Below are 22,668 nucleotides of genomic sequence, written 5' to 3' on the forward strand. Positions count from 1 at the left end.
TCAGGCCGGACTGATCTCGCAGCCGCGATAGGCAAACGCCTGGCCTTGCGTGGTCTTGATCTCGAAGCTGGAATAGCCCGCCGTGCCGGCCCCGCTGCTTTCCTTCAGCACGAACAGCACGTGTTCACCGCCGACGTTCAGCGTCTCGCCGTTCACGCTCAGCGTCGGCAGACTGCTGTGCACGGTGCAATCGGCCAGATACAGCGCACCGGGCATGCCCTTCCAATAGACGACCACCTTGGAATCGGGCCGTGCGGCCGTGCGCGAGAAGAACGCGTAAGGGCCCCAGTCGGGCTGGGCGAGCACTTCGTCCGGGGTGATGAAGTCGAGATAGCCCTTGTCGCTGGCGGGCGACAGCACGGTCAGGCTGATCACCGCGCCGGGCTGCGGCGGCGGTGACGGCGCGATGACGCCGGCCGCGCGCAGCACCGCTTGCCGCCGCTCGATCGAGACCGCCTTGATCGGTGCCTCGAGCCGCGGCATGCGGGGCGATACGCGTGCACCTGGCGCCTGCACTGCGGCAGTCAGCGGCGCGGAGGCCAGCATCGGTGCGCAGGCGAGCGAGGCAAGCACGATCCGGGCGGTAAGCTGATGTTTCATTGGGCGATGTCCTCCAGAGCAGATCAAAGGCAGGCGGAGGAATGTCGCGCTTAGCGTTCAATCATTCCCGCTATCGCGACGCGGCGATGATAACCAAATGGCGCGCGTATGCAACGGGCGGTCGTCTGGAAGCTATCAGTGCCCGCCGCGACGGTGACCGCCGCCATTGAAGTGCGGCATCGAATAACCGCGCTGCGGACGGAAGCTGCCCTCAATGTGGTTGTAGCGCGGATCGCCGGCCTGGTTGCGGAAGTGCACCCGGTCGCCACGGCGGTAGGCGCGGTCGGTGGCGCTCGGGCGATAATAGAAGAAGCCGTCGCCGCCCCAGTAGCCGTCGTAGATCGAACCGTAATAGCCGTCGTACCAGCCCGAGTAGGGGTAGGATTCGGCATAGGCGGCCCCGCCATAGCCGTAGCCGTCGGTGGCACAGGCCGACAGCGGCAGCGCGGTCAGCGAGAGCGCGAGGATCATCGTCGATCGTTTCATGGTGCAAACCCTTCGTCCCGCCCGTTTTTCCCAACGCGTGGAACCGCGATGCGATCCGGCAACGTCGGGTTAAGTTTGCGCCCGTCAACAATGCGGGTGCCGGCGCGCTCCACCGTACGCGGTGCAACGTCGATTCAGCCATCGACGCAACTTTTTCGGCCCGGGCGCGTTACGCATCGGAACAAAGGAGATTCACCGTGAAATCGAAACTGCCCCTCATCGCCATGCTCGGCGTCCTGACCGCCACCTCGGTCGTCCCTGAAACCGCGTTCGCGCGCCGCCATCACCGCGTCTATCATTCGCAAGCCCGCTACAACTGCGGCGGCGGCAATGGCGCTGTCGGCACGATCGCTGGCGGTGTCGGCGGTGCGCTGATCGGCAACGCAGTTGGCGGCGGCACGCTTGGCACCGTGGCAGGCGGCGTCGGCGGTGCGTTGCTCGGCCGTCACCTCGACAAGCAGCACACCCGCGATCGCAACCGCTGCTGATCTGGCGCTGCCGATCAGAATACCGGCCGGAAGGGGCAGCGCGGGATCGTCACGATCTTGCCAATCCCTTCCGGTCAACGCATTGCGGTCATTCCCAGTCGATCAACGTGAAATCGCGTTTTTCCGAGCCACACTCCGGACAGATCCAGTCGTCGGGAACATCCGCCCAGCGCGTGCCGGGGGCGATACCGTCATCCGGCCAGCCATCCGCCTCGTCGTAGATCATCCCGCAGTTGAGGCATTTGTAGCGCTGGAACGGCTCAGCCATCGCTGCGGTTTCCTGACCCGCGCGCGAGCGTGACGGGCATGTGATGATAACCGTTGGTGAAGCACGACGGAATGCGATCGGGCTCTCCGGCCAGCTTCACGTCCATGTCGCGCCTGGCCAGTTCCTCGATCAGCACGGTCAACTGCAATTCGGCCAGACGCGCACCGAGGCAGCGGTGGATGCCATAGCCGAACGAAAGATGCCGCCGCGAGTTTTCGCGCGTCGGATCCCAGCGGTCACCATCGGGGAACACGCTCTCGTCGCGGTTGCCCGAATTGTACCACAGCACCACCTTGTCGCCCTTGTGGATGGTCTTGCCGCCGAATTCGACGTCGCGCGTGGCGGTGCGGCGCATGTGCGCGATCGGTGTCTGCAGGCGGATGGTTTCGGTCGCCGCGCCCGAGGCGAGCGTGGCGGGATCGGCCTTCACGGCAGCCCACGCGTCGGGGAACAGGTTCATTCGCTCGATCAGGCCCGACATCGAATTGCGCGTGGTGTCGTTACCGCCCACCAGCAGCAGCGCGATTGCGCCGATGAACCGCTGCTCGTCCATGTCGCCCATCGCGGTGGAGTGCGCCATCATCGAGAGCAGGTCGCCGCGCGGCGGTGCAGCCTTGCGCTCGTCGAACAGTTCCTTGAACCGCGCGGCCATCGCGAACACATGACGCTCGCGTTCGGCGTTGAGCACCGGATCGGGGCCGATATCGATCTTCGCGGCCCAGTCGGACCATTCGGGCAGCTTGTCGCGCTCGTCCCATGGAAAATCGAACAGCGTTGCGATCATCGCGGTCGTGAGTGGAATCGAGACACGCTGCACCCAGTCGAACGTCTCGCCCACGGGCAGCGCATCGAGCACGGCGGCGGTGCGTTCGCGCAGCGGCCCGGCGAGTTTGGCGATTTCGCTCGGCGCGACGGCGGGGGCCACCGTCTTGCGCTTTTCGCCATGTTCGGGATCGTCCATCGCGATGAACATGCGCAGTTGGACGCCGGTGTCGTGCATATCGAAAATGACGATGCCGCCATGCTCCCACGATGACGAAAATGTCGCCGGATCAGCCTCGACTGCGACGATGTCATCGTATTTCGTGATCGACCAGTACGGCCCGAAGAAGCTCTCCGGGCAAAAGCTGACCGGGTCGTCGGCGCGCAGGCGCGTAAACAGCGGTCGCCAGGCATTGGCCTGCCACAGTTCGGCGCGGGCGACATCAAGCGCGTCGAGATCGACGGGCGATTGGCCGGCGGAAGATTCAACAAGCGAAGCCATTTGGCGATCCTCTCAGGTTGTCTCCCCACGAGACCATTCGTTATTTTGCGGTGAAGCTAATCCGATCATTGCGTAATGTCCATACGTAAAATATGGACGAACATCGTAAACTGATTTATTGATAAAACTCGTAAACCGCTTCATTGATGGTGCGGGACCGGGGAGAACGACGATGCTCGAGCGCGAAAGCCATCTGTTTGGCGAGGATCACACGCAGTTTCGCGATATGGTCCGGCGATTCATCGCGCGCGAGTTCACCCCTCGCCTCACCGAATTCGAAGAGGCCGGAATCGTCGCACGCGATTTCTGGCGCAAGGCCGGCGCGGCGGGGCTGCTGTGCCCGACGATGCCCGAGCAATATGGCGGCCCGGGGCTCGACTTCACTTTCAACGCGATCCTCAACGAGGAATTCACGTATGCGATGATGGCGGATTCGATCACGCTGCAAAGCGACATCACGATGCCGTACTTGCTGCATTACGGCTCCGACGCGCTCAAGGAACAGTGGTTGCCGTCGATGCTGGCGGGCGAAACGATCGCGGCCATCGCGATGACCGAGCCCGGCGCCGGCTCCGACCTTCAGGCGGTGCGCACCACCGCGCGCCAGGACGGCGACCACTTCGTGATCAACGGCGCCAAAACCTACATCACCAATGGCCAGAATGCCGACCTGATCCTGACCGTGTGCAAGACCGACCCGGCGCTGGCCGCCAAGGGTACGTCGCTGATCCTCGTCGAAGCGGATCGCGCGGGCTTTTCGCGCGGGCGCAACCTCGACAAAGTCGGGCAGTGGATGGCCGACACCTCGGAACTGTTCTTTAACGATGTGCGCGTCCCGGCCGCCAACGTGATCGGGCAGGTCAACCGCGGCTTCATCATCCTGGTCAGCGAATTGCCGCAGGAGCGACTGTCGATCTCGATCACCGCGCAAGCCGCCGCGCAGCGGGCATTCGACGAGGCGGTGGCGTTCACCCGCGATCGCACCGCATTCGGGCGCAAGGTCATCGATTTCCAGAACACCCGCTTCACGCTGGCCGACATCAAGGCCAAGCTGCAGGTCGGCTGGGCGCACCTCGACTGGGCGATCGCGCGGCACCTCAAGGGCGAACTGACCGCCGACGAAGCCGCCGCGAGCAAATACTGGCACACCGAGATGCAGTGGCTGGCGTGCGACGCCGCGCTGCAGCTGCACGGCGGCGCGGGCTACATGAACGAATACCCCATCGCCCGTATCTGGCGCGATGCCCGCGTCCGCCGGATCTACGGCGGGACCAGCGAGATCATGAAGGAGCTGGTCGGGCGGGGACTGTAAGGCCGGCTTAAAGCGCCGGCGGCCGGCCTGCGCGCTGCAGCGCGAGGCCGGCCGCCGTTTGCCCTGGGTCAGATCAGGCTGCGGGCGGACCCTTGCCGTCATCGATCCGGGCGAGCATGCGCGCCGCCGCGTCACGACCGCCCAGCCCGAAGGCCAGCGCACCTGCCGCCGCCCCGCCGATCACCAGCGCACCGAACGCCATCTCGATGATGCTGTCGGCAATGCCCATGAACTTGAGGCCCATCGCGACGAACAGCGTGATCGTGGCATACCGCACCACCGCAGCGGCAGTGCTGTTTCCGCCCGAGCCGCCGACCAGCTGCGCGAGCAGGTTGGCAACCAGGAAGCCGACCGCGATGATCACACCGCCGAACACTACGGCACCGCCCAGTTGCAGGATCTGGTCGACCAGCGCGGTCAGTTCGGGGAACCCGAGCAGGCGCGTTGCGGCGACCGCCGAGATCATCATGATCGCCACCATCGCGACTTTGCCGATGACGTGCGAGGTGCTGGTGCCCGCAGGCAGCAGGCCAAGTGCGGCCACCGAGCGATCGACGCCCAGCGCGGGCAGCAGTTCTGCGGCCAGCCCGGCAACCCATTTGCCGATCAGGTAGCCCAGCCCGAGCAGGATCGACGCGCCGATGATGTTGGGGATCGCCGCGAGCAGCGTCTGCAGCATCGACACCAGCGGGTCGCTGATCGAACTGATCCGCAGCGCCTGCAGCGCGGCGATCGCCACCGGGACGATCACCAGCACGTAGGCCAGCGTCCCCAGCGTCTTGCTGATCGTGGCATTGCCGGTCACCTTGTCGACCCCGCCGCGATTGGCCCAGGCATCGAAGTTGAGCGTCTGCAGCGCGGTTTCCACCAGCTGGCGCACGATCTTGGCGATCATCGATCCGACGAAGAAGATGATGCCCGCACCGATCAGGTTGGGGATATAGCCCATCACCGTGTTGAGCAGCGTTTCAACGGGGGCGGTGACGCTGCCCAGCCGCAGCACGTTGAGCACCGCGATCAGCCCGAACAGCCAGACCAGCATCGCAACGATGCGGCCGAGCGCCATCCCGATCGATTCGCCCGATCCGGCTTCGCGCCGCAGGAACGCGATGCGATCGACCAGTTTGGCGAACGTCCATTTGGCCAGTTTGGCCAGGATCCAGGTGACGATCAGGATCGCCACCACGGCCCCGGCAGTGCGACCATATTCGATCGCCAGCGCGGGATCGAATGAATACCCGCCGAGTTGCAAAGCTAACATACTGCGCCCCCTTTATATCTTCACGATATGTGCCCGAACAACACGCCGTCAGCCCGCGATAGCGAATCGCGACGTTTTCTGAATGTTGCCTGACAAGTGAGACACAATAGTTTCGGGCGCGCCAAGTCTTGGGCACCGGATCGGACCGTAATTTACATCTGTTCACATCTCATCGGCGGCGGGATCGGCTGTGCGTCGCGACCGTCAATCGCGCGTCAGCCAGTCCCACATCCGTTCGGCCACCCCGCCCGACCACACCTGGCGGTCGGCAATCTCGGTTTCGTCGAGCAGGCCGGTGTCGGGCGCGAAGCCCATCGCGCGGATGTCGCGCTCGATCCGCGCGGCGTCTTCGAGGAACCACGCCAGCGTTACCGCGCGCGCCATCGTCTCGCCGACGACGACCGCGCCGTTGCCGCGCATGACGATCGCCGGCGCGTCGCCCAGTGTCGCGGCCAGCGCGGCTGCCGATGCGTCGTCGCGCAAAAGCCGAGGATCGGGCCACAGCGGCACGTCCGCGAAGTAGGCGCCGATGCCGTGGCGCGGCCGGGGCACCAGCCCTTGCGTCGACAGCGCCATCACCGCCGGGGGCATGATCCGGCAGACCGCGTTCACGTCCGCGCGCCGGGCATAGATCTGCTGATGCACGCGCACTTCACCCAGCACGCCATCGGGCAGCGGCCCGGCAACGCGGCAGACGGTACCTTGCGCCATCCCGACAAGATCGAGCGGCCGCGCCGCGCAGACAAGGAAGCTGGCCATATCGAGCCGGAGGCTGCAGTGGCCGAAAGCATGGACCAGGCCAGCCCGGCCCAGCGCACGCGCCGCCTGCTGGACCAGTCGCTCCTGGACGCCATCCGCAGCGATTGCGCTCATCGTCAATCAGCCGCGTAAGTGAAACTGGCCGCGCCGATGCCGCCGACCAGTGCGCGCACATGGTTGCCCGGCACCAGCGGAACCATCGGCCCCAGCGCGCCGGTCAGCAGGATGTCGCCCGCCCGCAGCGGATCACCGCGTGCCGCCAGCGTCCGGGCCAGCCACGCCGCCGCCTCCAGCGGATGTCCGAGGGCGGCTGCCCCCACACCGAGCGAGGCGATGGCGCCATCGACTTCGAGCACCATTCCGGCCGAGTACAGGTCGAGCCCGGCCAGTGGCAGGCCATGCTCGGCCAGAACGAAGAAGGCGGACGAGCCATTGTCGGCCACGGTATCGGCAAAGGTGATCTTCCAGTCGGCGATGCGCGAATCAACGATCTCGATCGCGGCATGGACCGTGGCGACCGCCGCCGCGACCTGTTCGCGGGTGGTCGCGGGGTCGGGCAGGTCGGCACCCAGCAACAGCGCGATCTCCGCCTCGGCCTTGGGCTGGAGCGCGCGCGCGGGATCGAGTCGCCCGCCGTCGGCCACGCGCATGTCATCGAACAATACGCCGAAATCGGGCTGGTCCACGCCGAGTTGCGTCTGCACCGCCTTGGCCGTCAGCCCCGCCTTGCGCCCGACGATCCGCCGTCCCTGCGCCTGCCAGAACCGGGTGTTGATCGCCTGCACGGCATAGGCGCCGGTCGCATCGACCGGATCGAGCACCCCGCGCAGCGGCGCGATCGGCCCGCCGGCGTATGCGGCGCGCAAGGCGCTGGCGACGTCTTCAAGACCTTGATCCGGCATCATCATCCTCCGTGGCCGATTGTGGCCTTCTCCGGTTGACAGTCAACCGCTTTACCATTTACATAGCAATCGCACGGTTTGTTGTAAACAAGCGGCACCGACACGGGACTGGGAGCGGACGATGCAGCAGGCACCGCAGATTATCGACGATCCGGCGGGCGCGCGCTTCCTCGTGCCCCGCACGGCCTTCACCAGCCGCGACGTGTTCGATCGCGAATATGCCGCGATTTTCGACCGCTGCTGGCTGTACCTGGGCCACGCGTCCGAACTGCCCGAACCGGGCAGCTTCCTGACCCGGACCGTGGCGCGTCGCCCGGTGCTGTTCAACCGCGACAAGGACGGTGAATTCCGCGCGCTGCTCAACGTGTGCCCGCACCGTGGCGCGATCGTCTGCCGCGAACGGCGGGGAACGTCGCCGGCGTTCATGTGCATGTATCATGGCTGGACGTTCGGTTCGGACGGCCACCTGATGACCCTGCCCGGCAGTTCGGGATATCCCGCCGGGTTCAAGCGCGATCCGCAAAAACAGATGGTTCCGGTTCCGAGGATGGAACGCTTCGGCGACTTCTTCTTCATCAGCTTCGCGCGCGACGGCGAGGACCTGGCCACCTATCTGGCCGACGCCGGGGATGTGCTCGACCTGGTTGCCCAGCATTCGGCCAGCGGCATGCAGATCGTGGGCGGAACGCAGGAATATGCGATCCGTGGCAACTGGAAGCTGCTCGCCGAAAACAGCTTCGATGGCTACCACGCCGCCTGCACGCATTCGACCTATCTTGACTACCTCAAGAACGCCAACGGCGCGCTGGGTGCGACCCCGCTCGCGGGCGTGGGCCGCGATCTGGGCAAGGGGCACGCGATGGTCGAATACAGCGCGCCGTGGGGCCGCCCGATCGCCAGCTGGGTGCCGCTGTGGGGCGAACAGGGCAAGACCGAGATCGCCGCGATCAACGCCGCGCTCGAAGCCCGCGTCGGGACCGAGCGGGCGAACCGCATTGCGCACCTCAATCGCAACATGGTGATTTTTCCCAATCTGGTGGTGAACGACATCATGGCGATCACGATCCGCACGTTCTTCCCGACCGCACCCGACTATGTCGAGGTCAACGCCTGGGCGCTCGCCCCGCACGAGGAAAGCGACTGGCTGCGCAAATACCGCCTCTACAACTTCACCGAGTTCCTTGGACCGGGCGGGTTCGCCACGCCCGACGATGTCGAGGCGATCGAGAAGTGCCAGATCGGCTATGCTGCGGCGGGCGAGGCGCGCTACAACGACATTTCCAAGGGCATGGGGCGTGCCGACGGCGCCTCGTTCGACGACGAGGAGCAGATGCGCGCGTACTGGCGCGAATGGGATCGCCGCCTGGCGATGGCAGAGGCCTGAGCCATGGGAACCGACACCATCACCGATGCGATCCTGCTGCGGCTGCGCGTCGAGGATCTGCTCTATCTCGAGGCAGACCTGCTCGACAGCTGGCGGCTCGAGGAATGGCTCGCGCTCTACACCGCCGACGCGCATTACCACGTGCCCCCCACCGACGTGGACGGCGAAAACGCAGATCCCGACAAGGCGCTGTTCTACATCGTCGATGACGCGGTGCGGATGCGCGAACGCGTGGTCCGGCTCGGCAAAAAGGCCGCGCACAGCGAATGGCCGCGATCCAAAGTGCGCCACCTCGTTTCGAATGTCCGCGTTGAGCGCGATGGCCCGACGATCCGCGCGCGATCCTCGTTCGCGGTGTGGCGCAGCAAGGACGGCACCAGCGATGTGTTCGTCGGCCATTACCTGCACGTTCTTGTCGAGCAGGACGACGGCACGCTGATGATCGCGGGCAAAACCTGCGTGCTCGATATGGAAGCCCTGCGGCCCCACGCCCGAATCAGCGTGATCCTGTGATGGGAAACCCAACGATGCCCCACCCCGTCCGTTTCGGCCGCCTCGGCTTTTGCCGCCTCGCCTGCCGCGATCTTGCCGCGAGCACCGCGTTCTACCGCGACCTGGTCGGCCTGGCCGTCGAACGCGCGGATGACCGCGAAGTCTGGCTGCGCTGCAGCGACCAGCCGCATGACATGGTGCTGGTGCAAAGCGATGCGCCGGGGCTGGTCGGCGCGGGGTTCGAGGTTGAAGATGCCGGACAACTTGACGCGCTGTTCGCGCTGCTCGACGCGGCGGGGCTGGCCCCGTTCCGGCACGATGCGAACGCCTGCGCGACGCGGCTGGTCGCAGGCGCGATCGGGGTTACCGACCCGGTATCCGGCCTCGCCCTCGAATTCTTCTGCGGCCAGGCGACTGCAGCAACGCCGTATGTTGCGCAGCATACGCGGATCGAGCGGATGGGCCATCTGGTGCTCAACGTCGCCGATCTCGATGCGGCGCACCGCTTCTGGGTCGATCTGCTGGGCTTTGCGGTATCGGACCGGGTCGAGGGCACGGCGGAATGGCTGCGCGCCTGGCCCAACCCGCTGCACCACAGCCTTGCGCTGCTGCAGCACGACGCCAACACGCTGCACCACATCAACTTCATGGTCACCGACATCGACGACATCGGCCGGGCAACGAACCGGCTGAAGGCCGCCGGCGTGCCGATCGTGTTCGGCCCGGGCCGGCATCTGCCCTCGACCAGCGTGTTCCTCTATTTCCTCGATCCCGACGGCAACACCGCCGAACTGAGCTTCGGCATGGAGCTGTTCGTCGAAGCCGGTGCCCGCGACGCGCGCGAGCTGGAGCACAAGCCCGAAGTCATGGACACATGGGGCGGGAAGCCGGATCCGCGTTTCGGCAAGGGCCAGCCGGTGCTGGCCGCGCATGTCTGATCCGGCGCACACCGACGCCCCGCGTTCCGGCCCGCTCAGTGGCCGGGTCGCGATCGTCACCGGCGCCGGGCGCGGGATCGGCCGGGCGATTGCGGCGCGGCTGCTGGATGATGGCGCCAGCGTCGCCATCGCCGATCTCTCCGACGAAGCCGCCGAGGAGGCCGCCGCCACGCTCTCGCCCGGCCGCACGCTCGCGCACAGCGGCAACTTGTCCGACGAAGCGCAGGCCCGCGCGCTGGTCGAGGCCACGCTGGCGCGGTTCGGGCGGATCGACGTGCTGGTCAACAATGCCGGCGGCGGCATCCTGCGCCCGTTCCTCGATCACACGCCCGATACCTTGCGCGAAACCATCGACCGCAACTTGTGGACCGCGATCTGGATGAGCTGGCTGGTGCTGCCGGTAATGCGCGCGGCAGGGCGTGGGCGGATCATCAACATCGGCGCGGATTCGGTGCGCAACGGCCTGGTCGATCACGCCGCGTACAACGCCGCCAAGGGCGGGGTCCATGCGATGACCACCGGGCTGGCGCGCGAGTTCGCGCGCGACGGGATCACCGTCAACACCGTCGCCCCGTGCGCGGTGCAAACCCAGCAGCTGGAAGACATACGCGCGGTCAACCCCGCGCTGATCGACCAGGTACTGTCGGTCATCCCGATGGGCCGCGCGGCGCGCGAGAGCGAAATCGCCTCGATGGTCGCCTATCTTGCCAGCGACGAAGCCGCGTTCGTGACCGGACAGGTAATCAGCGTCAATGGCGGCACGACAATGCTCTGAACAGGGCAACTGGGAGAACGGACTTGAGCGAGAATCCCGAAATCGGCGAGCGTATCGACGTTGGCGGCATCGGCACCAACTACATCGCGGCGGGCGCAGGCGCGCCGCTGGTGCTGATCCACGGCTCAGGCCCCGGTGTCACCGCCTTTGCCAACTGGCGCGGTGTGATCCCCGATCTGTCGCAGCATTTCCGCTGCCTTGCGCCGGATACGCTCGGCTTCGGCTACACCGATTTTCCGGCCGAAATCCGTGGCTTCGCGATGTACCGCTGGCTCGATCACCTGATCGGCTTCCTCGATGCGCTGGGGATCGAGCAGGCCCATTTCATCGGCAACAGCTATGGCGGAGCGCTGACGCTGGCGCTGGCGGCGCGTGCGCCCGAACGGGTCGGGCGGATCGTGCTGATGGGCGCGGCCGGCCTGGCGTTTCCGCTCACCGACGGCCTGGCCAAAGTGTGGGGCTACCAGCCCTCGGTCGATGCCATGCGCGACCTGATGACCACGTTTGCCTTCGATCCGACGCTGGTGAAGGAGGAGATCGTGGTGTCGCGCTATCAGGCCAGCATCCGGCCCGGCGCGCAGCAAGCGTACTCAAGCCTGTTCCCCGAACCGCGCCAGCGCTGGCTCGATGCGCTGGCGACCGATGAAGGCACCTTGCGCGCGCTGCCGCACCGCACGCTGATCCTCCACGGCCGCGAGGATGTGATTGTCCCGGTCGCGCAATCGGTGAAGTTCAACCAGCTGATCGAGCACAGCGAATTGCACGTGTTCGGCGGCTGCGGGCACTGGACCCAGATCGAAAAGCGCGACAGGTTCCTCGATCTGGTAATCCCGTTCCTGAAAGGCGATTGATGACCATCGCAGGATCGATGCAGGTTCGCGGCCTGGCGATCATCGACATCATCCGTCACGCCGCCGCCGCGCATCCGACGCGGGAAATCGTCTCGCGCAACGTTGACGAGCCGTTGTGGCGCTATGACTATGTCCGCTGTTTCGAACGGGTCGCGCGCTGCGCGCACATGCTTGTCCGGCTGGGTATCGGGGGCGGAGACCGGGTGTCGTCGCTGGCGTGGAACACGCATCGCCACTTCGAACTGTTCTACGCCGTACCCGGGATCGGCGCGGTCCTCCACACCGCCAACCCCCGCCTGCCTGACGATCACCTGGTGTTCACGATCAATCACGCCGCCAGCCGGGTGCTGCTGATCGATGCCAACATGGTGCCGATCGTCGAGCGGCTGCGCAGCCGGCTGGGCGTGGTCGAGCACGTGATCGTCCTCGCCGATGCGGACCGGACGCCTGCCGGCTATGCCGGCTACGAAGCGCTGATTGCCGACGAACCCACGACTTACGCCTGGCCCGACCTCGATGAACACTGCGGCGCCTTCCTGTGCTATACCTCGGGCACCACCGGCGATCCCAAGGGCGTGCTTTATTCGCACCGTTCGGTCGTGCTGCACGCCATGGCGGCGGGCCTGAGCGGCGCGTTCGGCTTCTCCGCGTTCGATGTCGTGATGCCGTGCAGCTCGCTCTACCATGCCACCGCGTGGGGCCTGCCGTTCGCGGGCACCATCAACGGCGTGAAGTTCGTGCTGCCGGGCGACCGCATGGACGCCGCCTCGCTCCACGAGCTGATCGTGAACGAAGGCGTAACGTTCTCGGGCGGCGTGCCGACGATCTGGACGATGTATCTGGACTACATCGCGCGTACGGCTGCTGGCCCCGGCACGCTCAAGCGCATCGTGATCGGTGGGTCGGCGGTGCCACGCGACATGGCGGTGACGTTCGACCGGATGGGCGTTACCGTCCAGCAGCTGTGGGGCATGACCGAAACCAGCCCGCTGGGGGTGGTCGCCACCCCCACCCCGGCCCTGGCCGAGCTGGGTCGCGAGGCCGAGCAGGAGCGGATCTGGACGCGCCAGGGCCGGATGCAGTTCGGCATCGAGATCCGCATCGTCGATGATGAGGGCCAGCCCCTGCCCCACGACGGCGAGACGTCGGGCGCGCTGATGGTGCGCGGACCGTGGGTGATCGAGCGCTACTACCGCGCCGATGCCACCGCCTGCGACGCGGACGGCTGGTTCGACACCGGCGACATCGCCACGATCGACCGCGAGGGCTTCATGCGCATCACCGATCGCAAGAAGGACGTGATCAAGTCGGGCGGCGAATGGATCAGCTCGATCGACCTGGAAAACGCGGCCGCGGGCTGTCCCGGCGTCAAGGTTGCGGCCGTGGCAGGCGTCCATCATCCCAAGTGGGAGGAGCGGCCGATCCTGCTGATCGAGCCGCACGACGGCGCGACGCTGACCGAGGACCACGTGGTCGCGTTCCTGGCCGCGCGGGTGACGCGGTGGTGGCTGCCCGATCGGATCCTGTTCGGGCCGGTGCCGCTGACCGCGACCGGCAAGATCGACAAGAAGGTCATCCGCGAAACCCACCGCGACATCCTGCGCGATGGCTGAGCCGGCCGCGATCCGCGCGACGTCTTCGCCTGTCGCCGCGCGGCGTTCGCAGGTCGAGCGCAGCGAAGCGATGCGCGCACGGGTTGCATCGGCCGCGTTCGAACTCGTCGCCAAAGGCGGGATGAAGGCGTTGACGGTCCGGGGCGTGGCCGCGACGGCGGATGTGTCGCAAGGCGCGGTACTGCATCACTTTCCCGACAAGAACGCACTGGTGCTTTGCGCGATCGAGCAGGCGCTCGACCTCGCCCGGGTCGACAGCGTGGCATGGCTGGCGCATCCGGTCGATGGCCGCGAGGCAGTGCTGCGCGCCATGCTCGCCGAATTTCGCGGGTTCTTCTTCAGCGAGCGGTTCTGGGTGGCGATGGGCATCACGCTCGAATCGGCGCGGGATCGCACGCTGTTTCCCGCCGTGCGGCGCAAGGTCAACGCCTTGCGCACGCCGATCTACGAAGCCTGGGCGAATCGACTCGAGACGAATGGCTTTGCCCCGCTGGAGGCGCGCCGCGACGTGCGTGCGGCGGCGGCGCTCGTCTCGGGCGCAGCGATCCGCAGATTCTGGGCCGACAGCGACGATGTGACTGCCGAGATCGAGGAACAATGGATCGCCGGTCGGCTGGCACGGCCCGTCTGAAGCCTGACGACTTCAGCAATCTCTCCGCAGCGGGATCGGCTCGATCTCGCTTCCGGTGCGGGTCTTCTGGCCGATGTTGCGCAGGAACGCCTTGAGCCGGATGACCCCGAAGAAGTCGAGCATGGTGGGCAGTGCGAATTCGAGCATCGCAGCCGCCTCGTCCTCGGCGATGCTGCCCTCGACCCGTTCGAGAAACAGCCGGGCCTCTTTACCCGCAACGTATTCCGCCGCTTCGATATAATAATCGACGATCTCGGGCGGGAAGCCGTGCTCCTCGTCGAAACCGACCCGGCGCATCCGCCCCCAGATACCCACCAGCCCGGCGTCGGTCAGGCTCATCAGCTCGGTGTCGCCATTGCGGACGAGCGAAACCACCCCGATCTTGTCGAGCGCATGCGCATCGATCCGGGCTTTCGGGTTTGTCTCGAGCATCGATTCGACCGAGACCATCCGCTCTTCGACCCCGACCCGTGCAGCGACGAGGTTTTCGAGATGCTGGAACGCCGAAGCGCCCAGCGGACGGCGCGGACCGCTGCCGTCGAGCGTCGCCTTGATCTGCGGCAGCGTCATGCCCGAATCGCGCTGCAGCTTGCGCACCGACAGGATCGCGCGAACATGATCTTCGCCATAATCGGCGACATTGCGCGCCGGCCGGCTCGGCTCGGGCAGCAGACCTTCACGGAAATAAACCCGGATCGTCTCGCGGTTGACGCCGGTCTTTGCTTCGAGCTCGCGCATCTTCATTGCCATGGTCCACTAGGATGTTGCAGCGGCTTTGTCGCGGGCTTATGTCCGAACAATCGTCGGATTTGGCAAATCATCGTTTGCCCCTCGCAAGTTTTGCGTATAAGTAGTACGTGAAAATTCGTGACACACGATGGACGCGATGGAGAGGCACATGGATTACGGTCGCTATTACCTGGGCGTGCTGTTGCAGCTGGGCGTCATCGCCAGCTTCCTCGTCGGCGGCCACTGGGTGTGGTTCGGTATCGCTACCCTGCCCGCCTTCAGCCTGATCGATTCGGTCCTGCCCAATGATTTCGCAATCCGCCGCATGGGCAACAAGGCACTGGCCGACATTCCGGTGTGGCTGTGCTCGATCCTGGGGCCGGTGATCTACCTGTTCGCCGCACTGTGGGTTGCACGCAACCCGGGCGCGACCGCGCTGGACTATACCGGTGTCATCATGTCCTGCGCCTGGCTGAGCGTGATCCCGCTGGTGCCCGCCACGCATGAGCTTTACCACCAACGTGGCAAGCTGCGCCGCTTTGTCGGCCGCTACGCGCAAATCTGCTACCTCGACGCCACGCGTGAGATCGCGCACGTGGTCGGCCATCACATCCATGTCGCCACCACGCTTGACGGCGATACCGCCCCGCGCGGCACCAGCCTTTACGCCTTTACACCGCGCGCCGTGGTCATCAGCACGCGCGAAGCATGGCGATCGGAAAGCGACAACCTCGAACGCACCGGCAAGCATCGCTGGGGCCTGGGCCATCGCTTGTGGAAAGCGATCCTGGCTCAGGTGCTGTTCCAGTCGGTGGTCTTCGCGATCGGCGGGCCGGTGGCCAACTTCGTCGTGCTGGCCGGGATGATCGGCGCCCGCTTCTGGGTGGAAAGCTTCAACTATTTCCAGCATTACGGCCTGATCAGGCTCGACGGCGCACCCATCGGCAGGCGCCATGTGTGGAATCACTTCAAGCCGCTGTCGCGCGTGCTCGGTTTCGAGATCACCAACCACGCCGATCATCACACCAATTCGTTCGCCGCGTATCACGAGCTCAAGCCCGACACGCAGTGGGTGCCGATGCCGAGCGTGTTCGTGTGCTTTTTCTCCGCATTGATGCCGCCGCTGTGGCATCACCGGATCGTCATGCCCGCGCTGAAGCGCTGGGACAACGAGATGGCCAGCCCCGAGGAACGCGTGCTGGCGCGCGAACAGAACCGCAAGGCCGGCTGGCCCGACTGGTTCGACGAGCAGGCGACGCCGCAGAGCACGCTGGCTGCGGCCTGACCGGCTCATGACGCTGACTCTGGCCGAGCGGATCGACGCCGCTTACGCCGCCGAGCAGGCCGATCCGCGCCCGCCCCTGACGCGCGCCGACATCCCGCGCGCGTACGAGGCAATCACCGACGCGTGGCTGACCGACGTGGTCTGTCGCCACGTGCCGGGCGCGGCGGTCATCGCCCACCGGCTCGGCCCGCACGACGACGGCACCAACAACCGCCGCCGGATCCACTTGACGTACAACCCTGAAGGCGCTGCGGCCGGCTTGCCCGCGTCAGTGTTCTGCAAGGCGACCTTCGGGCTCGCCAATCGGCAGATGCTTGGCCATTCGGGCGGCGTCCTGTGCGAAGTCACGTTCCACAACGAAGCGCGGCCCCTGCTCGATATCGAAGCACCGCGCGCGCTGCTGGCCGCCTACGATCCGGTCGGGTTTGCCTCAATCGTCGTGTTCGAGGATTTCGGCGAGGACGCCACGTTCTGTTCGGAAGATACCGCAGTCGATGCCGATTTCGCGCGTGCGCAACTCGACATTCTCGCGCGGCTGCACGGGCGGTTCCATGCCGCGCCCGAACTCGCCGGAAGCCTGGCCGTGCTGCCGACGTGGTACGAACGGTTCCACAACCTTGCCACGTTCCACCTTGAGGAATCGTGCGAAGCCGGGGTCGATGAAGCCGAAGCGTTCCTGCCGCCCGAGCTGTTCGCCCGCCGCAGCGAAATATGGGGCGCCACGTTGCGCAGCCTCGACGCCTTGCGCCCGCTGCCGCTGACCCTGTGCCACGGCGATGTACACTTGAAGAACTGGTACGTGCGCACCGGCGGCACGCTGGGTCTGGGCGACTGGGGCGTGGCGCATCGCGGCCACTGGTCGCGCGATCTCGCCTATACGCTGTGCACCGCGCTGACGGTCGAAAACCGCCGCGCGTGGGAGCATGAACTGGTCGGCTACTACCTCGACCGGCTTGCAGCCGAAGGCGGCCCGCGCGTTGCCATGGACGAGGCGATGCGCACGTTCCGCCTGGCGCTGCCCAGCGCGTTTGCGTTCTGGACGCTGACGCTCAAGCCCGACCCGGCCTTCCCCGACATGCAGCCGGCGGAAACCGCGCGCGTATTCATTGAGCGCCTTGGAGCCGCCATGCACGACCACGCAGCGCTCGACGCGGTTTAGGAGTCGTTATCCCGCCTCACGGCGGGTGCGGCCCCGGCCCGCTCCCCCTGCCCGACCACCCGACAGTGGACCTTGGGGGTGGTCGGGCAGGGGCAGTGACTCTCACCCCATCACGTAGATCGACTTGGTGTTCTGGTAGGCGCCGATAGCCTCGGGTCCGAACTCGCGGCCTAGGCCACTCGCCTTGACCCCGCCGAACGGCGCGCCGAGCGAGGGCATGTAGCCGTTGACGCCGACCGTGCCGCTCTGCACCCGCCGCGCGACGGCCGTGGCGTGCTCGCTGTCGGCGCTCCACACCGATCCGCCGAGGCCGAACGCACTGTCGTTGGCGATGCGCACGGCATCATCCTCGCCGTCGTAGGCGATCACCGCCAGTACCGGGCCGAAGATTTCTTCCTGGGCGATGCGCGCCGAATTATCGACATCGGCGAAAATCGTCGGTTCCACGAACCAGCCGTGGTTGGTGCCCTTGGGCCTGCCCCCGCCAGCGACCAGCCGCGCCTCGCGCTTGCCGATCTCGATGTAGCTTTCGACGCGGTCGCGATGCGCCGCCGAAGCCATCGGCCCGACGTGTGTCGCGGGATCAAGCGCATCGCCGACCACCAGCGATCCCGCGAGCGCCGCCAGCCCATCGACCACTTCGCGATAGCGGCCCGTGGGCGCCAGCACGCGCGTGCCGTTGTAGCAGGCCTGCCCGTTGTTGAGCATGCAGGCCATCGGCACACCGGCCAGGAAAGTCCCGATATCCGCGTCTTCGAGCAGGATCGCGGCCGACTTCCCGCCCAGTTCGAGGCTGACCGGACGCAGCAGTTCGCCGCAGGTGCGCGCGATGATCCGGCCCGCCGCGGTCGATCCTGTGAACGCGACTTTGTCCACCCCCGGATGCGACACCAGATAGGCCCCCACATCGCGATCGGCGGCCACCCAGTTGAGCACACCGGCGGGCACGCCCGCCTCCAGCGCCGCCTCGGCCAGCAGGTAGCTGTCGAGCACCGTCCCCGGCGACGGCTTGATCACCAGCGTGCAGCCGACCGCCATGGCCGGTGCGATCTTGTTGAGCGCGAGCGTGACCGGAAAATTCCACGGCACGATCGCCGCGATCACCCCCATCGGCGATCCCTCGACCAGCGTTTCCTTGCCCATTTGCGAGGGGCGCACGTCGGGCTGGCCCAGCGTCCTGGCCAGTTGGGCATAATACTGCACGATGCCGGCCGAAAACTGCCCTTCGAGCGGACCGCTGATCGAGAGCGGCATGCCGTTCTGCGCACTGACGGAGCGGGCAATCGCATCGCCGCGCGCCATGATCGCGGCCATGAAGCGCTCCATCACTTCGGCGCGGGCGGCATAGCCGATGTCGGCCCAGCCCGGCGAGGTAAGCGCCTGCCGCGCGGCGGCGACCGCCTTGTCGACATCGGCCTCGCAGGCTTCGGGCGCAGTGCCGATGACCTCTTCGGTCGATGCATTGATCAGGGTGAAGGTCCGGTCGCTGGCCGGCTTGACCCATTCGTTGCCGATGAAGAACGCGTCTCTGCTCGTGTCGCTGGCCATGTCGGATCCTCTCGTGTTGTCAGGTTTTGTTTGTTGTTCCGGGGTCCCGCCGCTCAGCGGGCCACGGTGCTGGCGTCGGTAAACTTGTCGTAATGGATGTCGGTGAGCGGCACGCCGGCGTCGGTCAGCACCGCGACGGCGGCGTCGATCATCGCCGGTGGCCCGCACAGGTACGCCTGCAATCCTGCAGCCCCTCCCAGATCCGCGATCGCGGCGGGAATCTCTCCGGTAACAAGGCCGAAGCGCAGACCGTCGGCCTGCTCTTCCGAAAGAACCGGGCGGAATTCGAACCGGGCCGGCCACCGCGCCCCGATCGCCGCGATGTCATCCTGGCAGTAGAGGTCGCGGGTCGCCCGGCCACCGAACAGCAGGATCGTGTCGCGCGCGACGCCTTGCGCGGCCGCGTGTTCGAGCACCGACATCAGCGGTGACAATCCGCTGCCCCCGCCGATCAGCAACAGCGGCCCCGCTCCGTCGCGCAACCAGAACCCGCCGTGCGGCGCTTCGATCGTGAATGGCACTTCGGCCAGATCCTGGGCAAACAGCAGTTCGGTGAAGGCCCCGCCAGGAACCCGCCGGATGAAACTGGTGATCCGGACTTTCCCGTCGACCCCGGGCGCGTCGCTGAACGAATAGGAACGCGGCCCCGGCGCGCCCGGCCACGAGACATTCATGTACTGCCCGGCACGGTAGCGGACCGGCGCATCGGCTTCCCAGGTTACGCGCTTGATGTCGTGCGTGAGGTCATCGGTCGCGACGAGCCGGGCCGCGAACGTGCGGGGCGCAAGATCTGCGGGCGCCAGATCCACCTCGACTGCAAGGTCGCTCAACGGCACCGCCTGACACGCAAGGATGAAGCCCGCCTCAAGCTCTTCGCGGGTCAGCGTATAGCCGAACGGGGTGATCGCATCGACCTTGCCGGTGATCAGCCGCGTCCGGCACGAACCGCATGTGCCGACCGTGCAATCGTGCGGATAGGATAGGCCCGCCTCGAGCGCGCTTTCGAGCACCGTCTTGTTGCGACCCACTTCGATCGTGGCGCTTGGTGCGCCGTCGGTGCCGGTGATGGCGACTCGATGCGGCGCCTTGCGACCGAATATCCGGCTTAGCATCCTGCTCTCCAACGAGCGCCGGAATGCGCCGTTTCTACCGACTGCATCCAACCTCGTAAACATGTTGACATTACGTCTTCCTAGCTTAGTTTGCGTACTGAGGTCACGCAAAATTTGCGTTCAGCAAGCGGACCAAACGGGAAGAGGAGGTTGCCATGAAGGCTTTGGGTTTAGTGAGTGCGTTCGCAGTTTCGGTTTGTCTTGTCGCGCCGGTCCATGCCCAGTCATCGCCGCCGGCCGAAGCGGCACCGGCGCAAGGCGGGCTCACCGAAATCGTCGTCACCGCCACCAAGCGGTCGGAAAACCTGCAGAACGTGCCGGTTGCGGTTTCGGCCATTCCCGCCGCAGCATTGCAGGCAAAGGGCGTGTTCGAGACGTCCGATCTCAACAACACGATGCCCAACTTCCAGGTGTCTTCGCCGTATGGCCAGCAGCAGCCGAACTTCTCGGTGCGCGGCGTGGGCGTGGGCACAGAATTCAACGCCAACGCCGCCTCGCCCGTCGGCGTCTATGTCGATGAAGTGTACCAGGCGTTCCGTTCCAGCCACGGCCAGCAGTTGTACGATCTCAACCAGATCGAAGTGGTGCGCGGGCCGCAGGGCACGCTTTACGGCCGCAACACCACCGGCGGCGCGATCAACTTCATCACCCACGCTCCTGCGCTGCAAGGCCAGGAAGGCTATGCCACGATGGGCTACGGCAACTTCAACCGCTTCAATTTCGAAGGCGCGGTCGAGGTTACCCCGGTCGAGGACAAGCTGGGCATCCGCGCGGCGGTGACGTACGTCAATTCCGACCCCTACATCCATAACGTGCTGCCTGCGGGCCTCAACACCTCCGCAGCGTTCGGCCTGTCGGGCCTGAACAAGAACAGCGGACTGAATCCGGGCGGCACCAAGACATTTGCCGGTCGCGTCACCGTGCGGTTCAAGCCGACCGACCGAATCGACCTGAAGGTCAAGGTCTATGCCGGCGAATCGAAGGGCGGCACCGAAGTGCCGATCCCGACCGGATCGTCGAAGAACAGCGACGTCATCAACTACCAGAACCCCAACTTCCTGCTGGCCGGGCTGTTCCAGAACAATGCCTTCGGCCCCGGTGGCGCCGGGTTGCTTCCCGCGACCTACAGCCAGTCGGGCAACGGCCTTGGCATCAACCAGGTGCAGGACGACACCATCGGCCGCGCCACCAGCCGGGCGCGCGGCGCGGTGTTCGATGCGCGGTTCGAATTGACCGATACGCTCAAGCTGATCTCGATCTCGGGCTATGACGACGGCCTGTACCAGCAGACCCAGACCGATTGCGACGCCACCCCGCTGCGGCTGTGTTCGATCGGTTACAAGTCGAAGTTCCACGCCTTCAACCAGGACTTGCGCTTCCAGTACGATGGCGGCCCGCTCAAGCTGATTGTCGGCGGGTTCTATGGCCGTGACAGTGTGACGGCCGACAACACGCCCGATTTCTTCAACCTGCTGAGCGACGTCAACGCTGCCGTCGGCCTGCCGCGCAGCTACTTCAACCCGGGCGGCGGCTTCACCGCCCCGGCCGGACCGCTACCCGCCGGATCGCTGCCCACCGGCATCCGCGCGACGCAGCACTTCACCCAGGTCCGCACCAGTTATGCCGCCTATGGCGAAGGCAGCTTCCAGGTTACGCCCACGCTCAAGATCACGGCGGGGCTGCGGTATACGAAGGACAAGAACCTCTTCAAGGACGGCATCACCACCTATTACGACGATGCCGGCACGGCACGCCTGCTGACCGTGTCGAACTTTGCCGGCGGCGCGTACTTCCTCCAGCCGGTTGCCGACATGGCAGGCAATATCGTGGTGCCGTCGTTCCAGGCATCGCCTGCCAACGGCGGTCTCGGCATTCCGCTTCCCGGCGGGCTGCGTCGCGAAGGCACCTCGGGACGTGTTTCAGGCCGCGTGATCGTGGACTGGAAGCCGGTCGATGGCGTGCTGGTCTATGGCAGCTACAGCCGCGGCTACCGCGCCGGCACCTTCAACGGTCTCGCCTATGGCAGTTCGAACCAGGTGTACTTCGTGAAGCCGGAAACGGTCGATGCGTTCGAAGCCGGCCTGAAGTCGCGCTTCCTCGACAACCGCGCGCAGTTCAACGTCTCGGCGTTCTACTACAAGTACAAAGGCCAGCAGGGCCAGGTGGTGGACGCCACGGCAACCGCCAACCTGATCTCGCTCGACGGCAAGCTCTATGGCGTGGAAGCCGAGGCGATCTTCAAGCCGATCGACAGTCTGACACTCAACGCCTCGATCGGCCTGCTCCATTCGGAGTATGACGATACCGGCGGCTGCCCCGCCAATCCGGCCACCATTCCCAACTTCCCCGCCCAGCTCGGCAGTTGCGTGGTTTCGTCGGGCGGCCCGGTCAACGTGGGCGGCAACCCGTTCCCCTATGCGGCCAAGTCTTCGGCCACGCTGGGCTTCGACTGGGTGCCGATCGACGACGGCAAGAACAAGTTCATGCTGCACGGCGATGCCAACTACACCGGCCGGTTCTACTACGACGCGTTCAAGGACTACAGCCGCGGCGGTCTGCCGGCGGTGGCCTCGGGCAAGTTCGGCCAGGGCGAAGGCAACTACTGGATCTTCAATGCCCGCGCGACCTACACGATGGGCCGCTACTCGCTGTCGGTCTGGGGCAAGAACCTGAGCGATCGCACGTACTACCCGTTCGGCATCAGCCTCGAGAACCTGTTCGGCAACGGCTACCGCGTCCGCGCGCTGCCGCGCACCTTCGGGGTCGAGGGCACCGTCCGTTTCTAAGACGCATCCGGGCGGGAGCGACCCT

At 66.0% G+C, this 22,668-nt stretch carries 22 protein-coding genes; 12 read left to right on the top strand and 10 right to left on the bottom strand.

Translation table 11 applies throughout. The annotated features are described in order from the left end of the window. Together NL2_RS12430 and NL2_RS12435 are read right to left on the bottom strand one after the other, a co-directional pair. On the bottom strand, positions 1-600 hold the full coding sequence (locus NL2_RS12430; RefSeq protein WP_068075686.1) for a hypothetical protein: 600 nt from the start codon (positions 598-600) through the stop codon (positions 1-3). 135 nt (positions 601-735) lie between these two features. Further along, entirely contained in the window at positions 736-1,086 is a 351-nt protein-coding gene (locus NL2_RS12435; protein ID WP_068075688.1) for a hypothetical protein, read from the bottom strand. Positions 1,087-1,283: 197 nt separating this feature from the next. On the opposite strand from NL2_RS12435, the gene NL2_RS12440 reads away from it, so the two are divergent. After that, complete coding sequence (locus NL2_RS12440; protein WP_369405449.1) at positions 1,284-1,574, top strand: hypothetical protein; 291 nt, start codon at positions 1,284-1,286, stop codon at positions 1,572-1,574. An 88-nt stretch (positions 1,575-1,662) separates the two neighbouring features. Here NL2_RS12440 and NL2_RS12445 read toward each other — a convergent pair whose 3' ends face one another. Together NL2_RS12445 and NL2_RS12450 are read right to left on the bottom strand one after the other, a co-directional pair. Further along, the gene (locus tag NL2_RS12445; RefSeq protein WP_068075692.1) at positions 1,663-1,842 is read right to left on the bottom strand and encodes a rubredoxin; all 180 of its coding nucleotides are present in this window, start codon (positions 1,840-1,842) and stop codon (positions 1,663-1,665) included. Beyond that, positions 1,835-3,106: a cytochrome P450 gene (locus NL2_RS12450; protein ID WP_068075694.1), complete on the bottom strand. Its 1,272-nt coding sequence runs from the start codon at positions 3,104-3,106 to the stop codon at positions 1,835-1,837. Before NL2_RS12450 ends, NL2_RS12445 begins: the two co-directional genes overlap by 8 nt. A gap of 172 nt (positions 3,107-3,278) precedes the next feature. Here NL2_RS12450 and NL2_RS12455 point away from each other — a divergent pair, with 172 nt between their 5' ends. Further along, complete coding sequence (locus NL2_RS12455) at positions 3,279-4,418, top strand: acyl-CoA dehydrogenase family protein (protein WP_068075696.1); 1,140 nt, start codon at positions 3,279-3,281, stop codon at positions 4,416-4,418. Positions 4,419-4,491: 73 nt separating this feature from the next. Here NL2_RS12455 and NL2_RS12460 read toward each other — a convergent pair whose 3' ends face one another. The 3 genes from NL2_RS12460 to NL2_RS12470 form a co-directional block, all read right to left on the bottom strand. Next, a complete protein-coding gene (locus NL2_RS12460; protein ID WP_084356064.1) occupies positions 4,492-5,679 on the bottom strand; it encodes a mechanosensitive ion channel in 1,188 nt (395 codons plus the stop codon). Positions 5,680-5,883: 204 nt separating this feature from the next. Then, positions 5,884-6,552, bottom strand: coding sequence for a class II aldolase/adducin family protein (locus NL2_RS12465; protein WP_068075700.1), 669 nt, complete (start codon positions 6,550-6,552; stop codon positions 5,884-5,886). A gap of 2 nt (positions 6,553-6,554) precedes the next feature. Next, a complete protein-coding gene (locus tag NL2_RS12470) occupies positions 6,555-7,340 on the bottom strand; it encodes a 2-keto-4-pentenoate hydratase (RefSeq protein ID WP_068075779.1) in 786 nt (261 codons plus the stop codon). A 121-nt stretch (positions 7,341-7,461) separates the two neighbouring features. Between NL2_RS12470 and NL2_RS12475 the strand changes: the two genes are divergently transcribed. Genes NL2_RS12475 through NL2_RS12505 form a run of 7 tightly spaced genes read left to right on the top strand, consistent with a single transcriptional unit; the run spans position 7,462 to position 14,024 of the window. Next, positions 7,462-8,724 (top strand): aromatic ring-hydroxylating oxygenase subunit alpha, encoded by a 1,263-nt coding sequence (locus NL2_RS12475; protein ID WP_068075702.1) that lies wholly within the window; start codon positions 7,462-7,464, stop codon positions 8,722-8,724. Between the two features lie 3 nt (positions 8,725-8,727). Continuing rightward, positions 8,728-9,237, top strand: coding sequence for an aromatic-ring-hydroxylating dioxygenase subunit beta (locus tag NL2_RS12480; protein WP_068075704.1), 510 nt, complete (start codon positions 8,728-8,730; stop codon positions 9,235-9,237). Between the two features lie 14 nt (positions 9,238-9,251). Beyond that, a complete protein-coding gene (locus NL2_RS12485) occupies positions 9,252-10,154 on the top strand; it encodes a VOC family protein (protein WP_068075707.1) in 903 nt (300 codons plus the stop codon). Further along, on the top strand, positions 10,147-10,929 hold the full coding sequence (locus NL2_RS12490) for an SDR family NAD(P)-dependent oxidoreductase (RefSeq protein WP_068075709.1): 783 nt from the start codon (positions 10,147-10,149) through the stop codon (positions 10,927-10,929). Before NL2_RS12485 ends, NL2_RS12490 begins: the two co-directional genes overlap by 8 nt. Before the next feature lie 23 nt (positions 10,930-10,952). Further along, the gene (locus NL2_RS12495; protein ID WP_068075711.1) at positions 10,953-11,780 is read left to right on the top strand and encodes an alpha/beta fold hydrolase; all 828 of its coding nucleotides are present in this window, start codon (positions 10,953-10,955) and stop codon (positions 11,778-11,780) included. Then, the gene (locus NL2_RS12500; protein ID WP_245647676.1) at positions 11,780-13,393 is read left to right on the top strand and encodes a long-chain fatty acid--CoA ligase; all 1,614 of its coding nucleotides are present in this window, start codon (positions 11,780-11,782) and stop codon (positions 13,391-13,393) included. Before NL2_RS12495 ends, NL2_RS12500 begins: the two co-directional genes overlap by 1 nt. Beyond that, positions 13,386-14,024 (top strand): TetR/AcrR family transcriptional regulator, encoded by a 639-nt coding sequence (locus NL2_RS12505; protein WP_068075713.1) that lies wholly within the window; start codon positions 13,386-13,388, stop codon positions 14,022-14,024. The genes NL2_RS12500 and NL2_RS12505 overlap by 8 nt, the downstream gene beginning before the upstream one ends. Positions 14,025-14,036: 12 nt before the next feature. Here NL2_RS12505 and NL2_RS12510 read toward each other — a convergent pair whose 3' ends face one another. Then, positions 14,037-14,768 carry a MerR family transcriptional regulator gene (locus NL2_RS12510; RefSeq protein WP_068075716.1) on the bottom strand — a complete coding sequence of 244 codons (732 nt, stop codon included), beginning with the start codon at positions 14,766-14,768 and terminating at the stop codon, positions 14,037-14,039. A gap of 154 nt (positions 14,769-14,922) precedes the next feature. On the opposite strand from NL2_RS12510, the gene NL2_RS12515 reads away from it, so the two are divergent. Both NL2_RS12515 and NL2_RS12520 read left to right on the top strand, forming a co-directional pair. Further along, positions 14,923-16,038 (top strand): alkane 1-monooxygenase, encoded by a 1,116-nt coding sequence (locus NL2_RS12515; protein WP_068075719.1) that lies wholly within the window; start codon positions 14,923-14,925, stop codon positions 16,036-16,038. Between the two features lie 7 nt (positions 16,039-16,045). Beyond that, a complete protein-coding gene (locus NL2_RS12520; RefSeq protein ID WP_068075721.1) occupies positions 16,046-17,197 on the top strand; it encodes a phosphotransferase in 1,152 nt (383 codons plus the stop codon). A 102-nt stretch (positions 17,198-17,299) separates the two neighbouring features. On the opposite strand, the gene NL2_RS12525 is transcribed toward NL2_RS12520, so the two are convergent. Together NL2_RS12525 and NL2_RS12530 are read right to left on the bottom strand one after the other, a co-directional pair. Then, positions 17,300-18,745 (bottom strand): aldehyde dehydrogenase, encoded by a 1,446-nt coding sequence (locus NL2_RS12525; protein WP_068075723.1) that lies wholly within the window; start codon positions 18,743-18,745, stop codon positions 17,300-17,302. 53 nt (positions 18,746-18,798) lie between these two features. After that, positions 18,799-19,857 carry a 2Fe-2S iron-sulfur cluster-binding protein gene (locus NL2_RS12530; RefSeq protein WP_068075725.1) on the bottom strand — a complete coding sequence of 353 codons (1,059 nt, stop codon included), beginning with the start codon at positions 19,855-19,857 and terminating at the stop codon, positions 18,799-18,801. Between the two features lie 173 nt (positions 19,858-20,030). Between NL2_RS12530 and NL2_RS12535 the strand changes: the two genes are divergently transcribed. Further along, a complete protein-coding gene (locus NL2_RS12535) occupies positions 20,031-22,643 on the top strand; it encodes a TonB-dependent receptor (RefSeq protein WP_068075727.1) in 2,613 nt (870 codons plus the stop codon). The last annotated feature ends 25 nt before the right edge of the window (positions 22,644-22,668 follow it).

Origin of the sequence: Novosphingobium lentum NBRC 107847, from assembly GCF_001590965.1 — a bacterium.
In the GTDB taxonomy this organism is placed as follows: Bacteria; Pseudomonadota; Alphaproteobacteria; order Sphingomonadales; family Sphingomonadaceae; genus Novosphingobium; species Novosphingobium lentum.

Coding starts and splice junctions, on each gene's coding strand:
- NL2_RS12430 (WP_068075686.1), bottom strand. CDS start 600: ATGAAACATCAGCTTACCGCCCGGATCGTGCTTGCCTCGCTCGCCTGC.
- NL2_RS12435 (WP_068075688.1), bottom strand. CDS start 1,086: ATGAAACGATCGACGATGATCCTCGCGCTCTCGCTGACCGCGCTGCCG.
- NL2_RS12445 (WP_068075692.1), bottom strand. CDS start 1,842: ATGGCTGAGCCGTTCCAGCGCTACAAATGCCTCAACTGCGGGATGATC.
- NL2_RS12450 (WP_068075694.1), bottom strand. CDS start 3,106: ATGGCTTCGCTTGTTGAATCTTCCGCCGGCCAATCGCCCGTCGATCTC.
- NL2_RS12455 (WP_068075696.1), top strand. CDS start 3,279: ATGCTCGAGCGCGAAAGCCATCTGTTTGGCGAGGATCACACGCAGTTT.
- NL2_RS12460 (WP_084356064.1), bottom strand. CDS start 5,679: ATGTTAGCTTTGCAACTCGGCGGGTATTCATTCGATCCCGCGCTGGCG.
- NL2_RS12465 (WP_068075700.1), bottom strand. CDS start 6,552: ATGAGCGCAATCGCTGCGGATGGCGTCCAGGAGCGACTGGTCCAGCAG.
- NL2_RS12470 (WP_068075779.1), bottom strand. CDS start 7,340: ATGCCGGATCAAGGTCTTGAAGACGTCGCCAGCGCCTTGCGCGCCGCA.
- NL2_RS12475 (WP_068075702.1), top strand. CDS start 7,462: ATGCAGCAGGCACCGCAGATTATCGACGATCCGGCGGGCGCGCGCTTC.
- NL2_RS12480 (WP_068075704.1), top strand. CDS start 8,728: ATGGGAACCGACACCATCACCGATGCGATCCTGCTGCGGCTGCGCGTC.
- NL2_RS12485 (WP_068075707.1), top strand. CDS start 9,252: ATGCCCCACCCCGTCCGTTTCGGCCGCCTCGGCTTTTGCCGCCTCGCC.
- NL2_RS12490 (WP_068075709.1), top strand. CDS start 10,147: ATGTCTGATCCGGCGCACACCGACGCCCCGCGTTCCGGCCCGCTCAGT.
- NL2_RS12500 (WP_245647676.1), top strand. CDS start 11,780: ATGACCATCGCAGGATCGATGCAGGTTCGCGGCCTGGCGATCATCGAC.
- NL2_RS12505 (WP_068075713.1), top strand. CDS start 13,386: ATGGCTGAGCCGGCCGCGATCCGCGCGACGTCTTCGCCTGTCGCCGCG.
- NL2_RS12510 (WP_068075716.1), bottom strand. CDS start 14,768: ATGAAGATGCGCGAGCTCGAAGCAAAGACCGGCGTCAACCGCGAGACG.
- NL2_RS12515 (WP_068075719.1), top strand. CDS start 14,923: ATGGATTACGGTCGCTATTACCTGGGCGTGCTGTTGCAGCTGGGCGTC.
- NL2_RS12520 (WP_068075721.1), top strand. CDS start 16,046: ATGACGCTGACTCTGGCCGAGCGGATCGACGCCGCTTACGCCGCCGAG.
- NL2_RS12525 (WP_068075723.1), bottom strand. CDS start 18,745: ATGGCCAGCGACACGAGCAGAGACGCGTTCTTCATCGGCAACGAATGG.
- NL2_RS12530 (WP_068075725.1), bottom strand. CDS start 19,857: ATGCTAAGCCGGATATTCGGTCGCAAGGCGCCGCATCGAGTCGCCATC.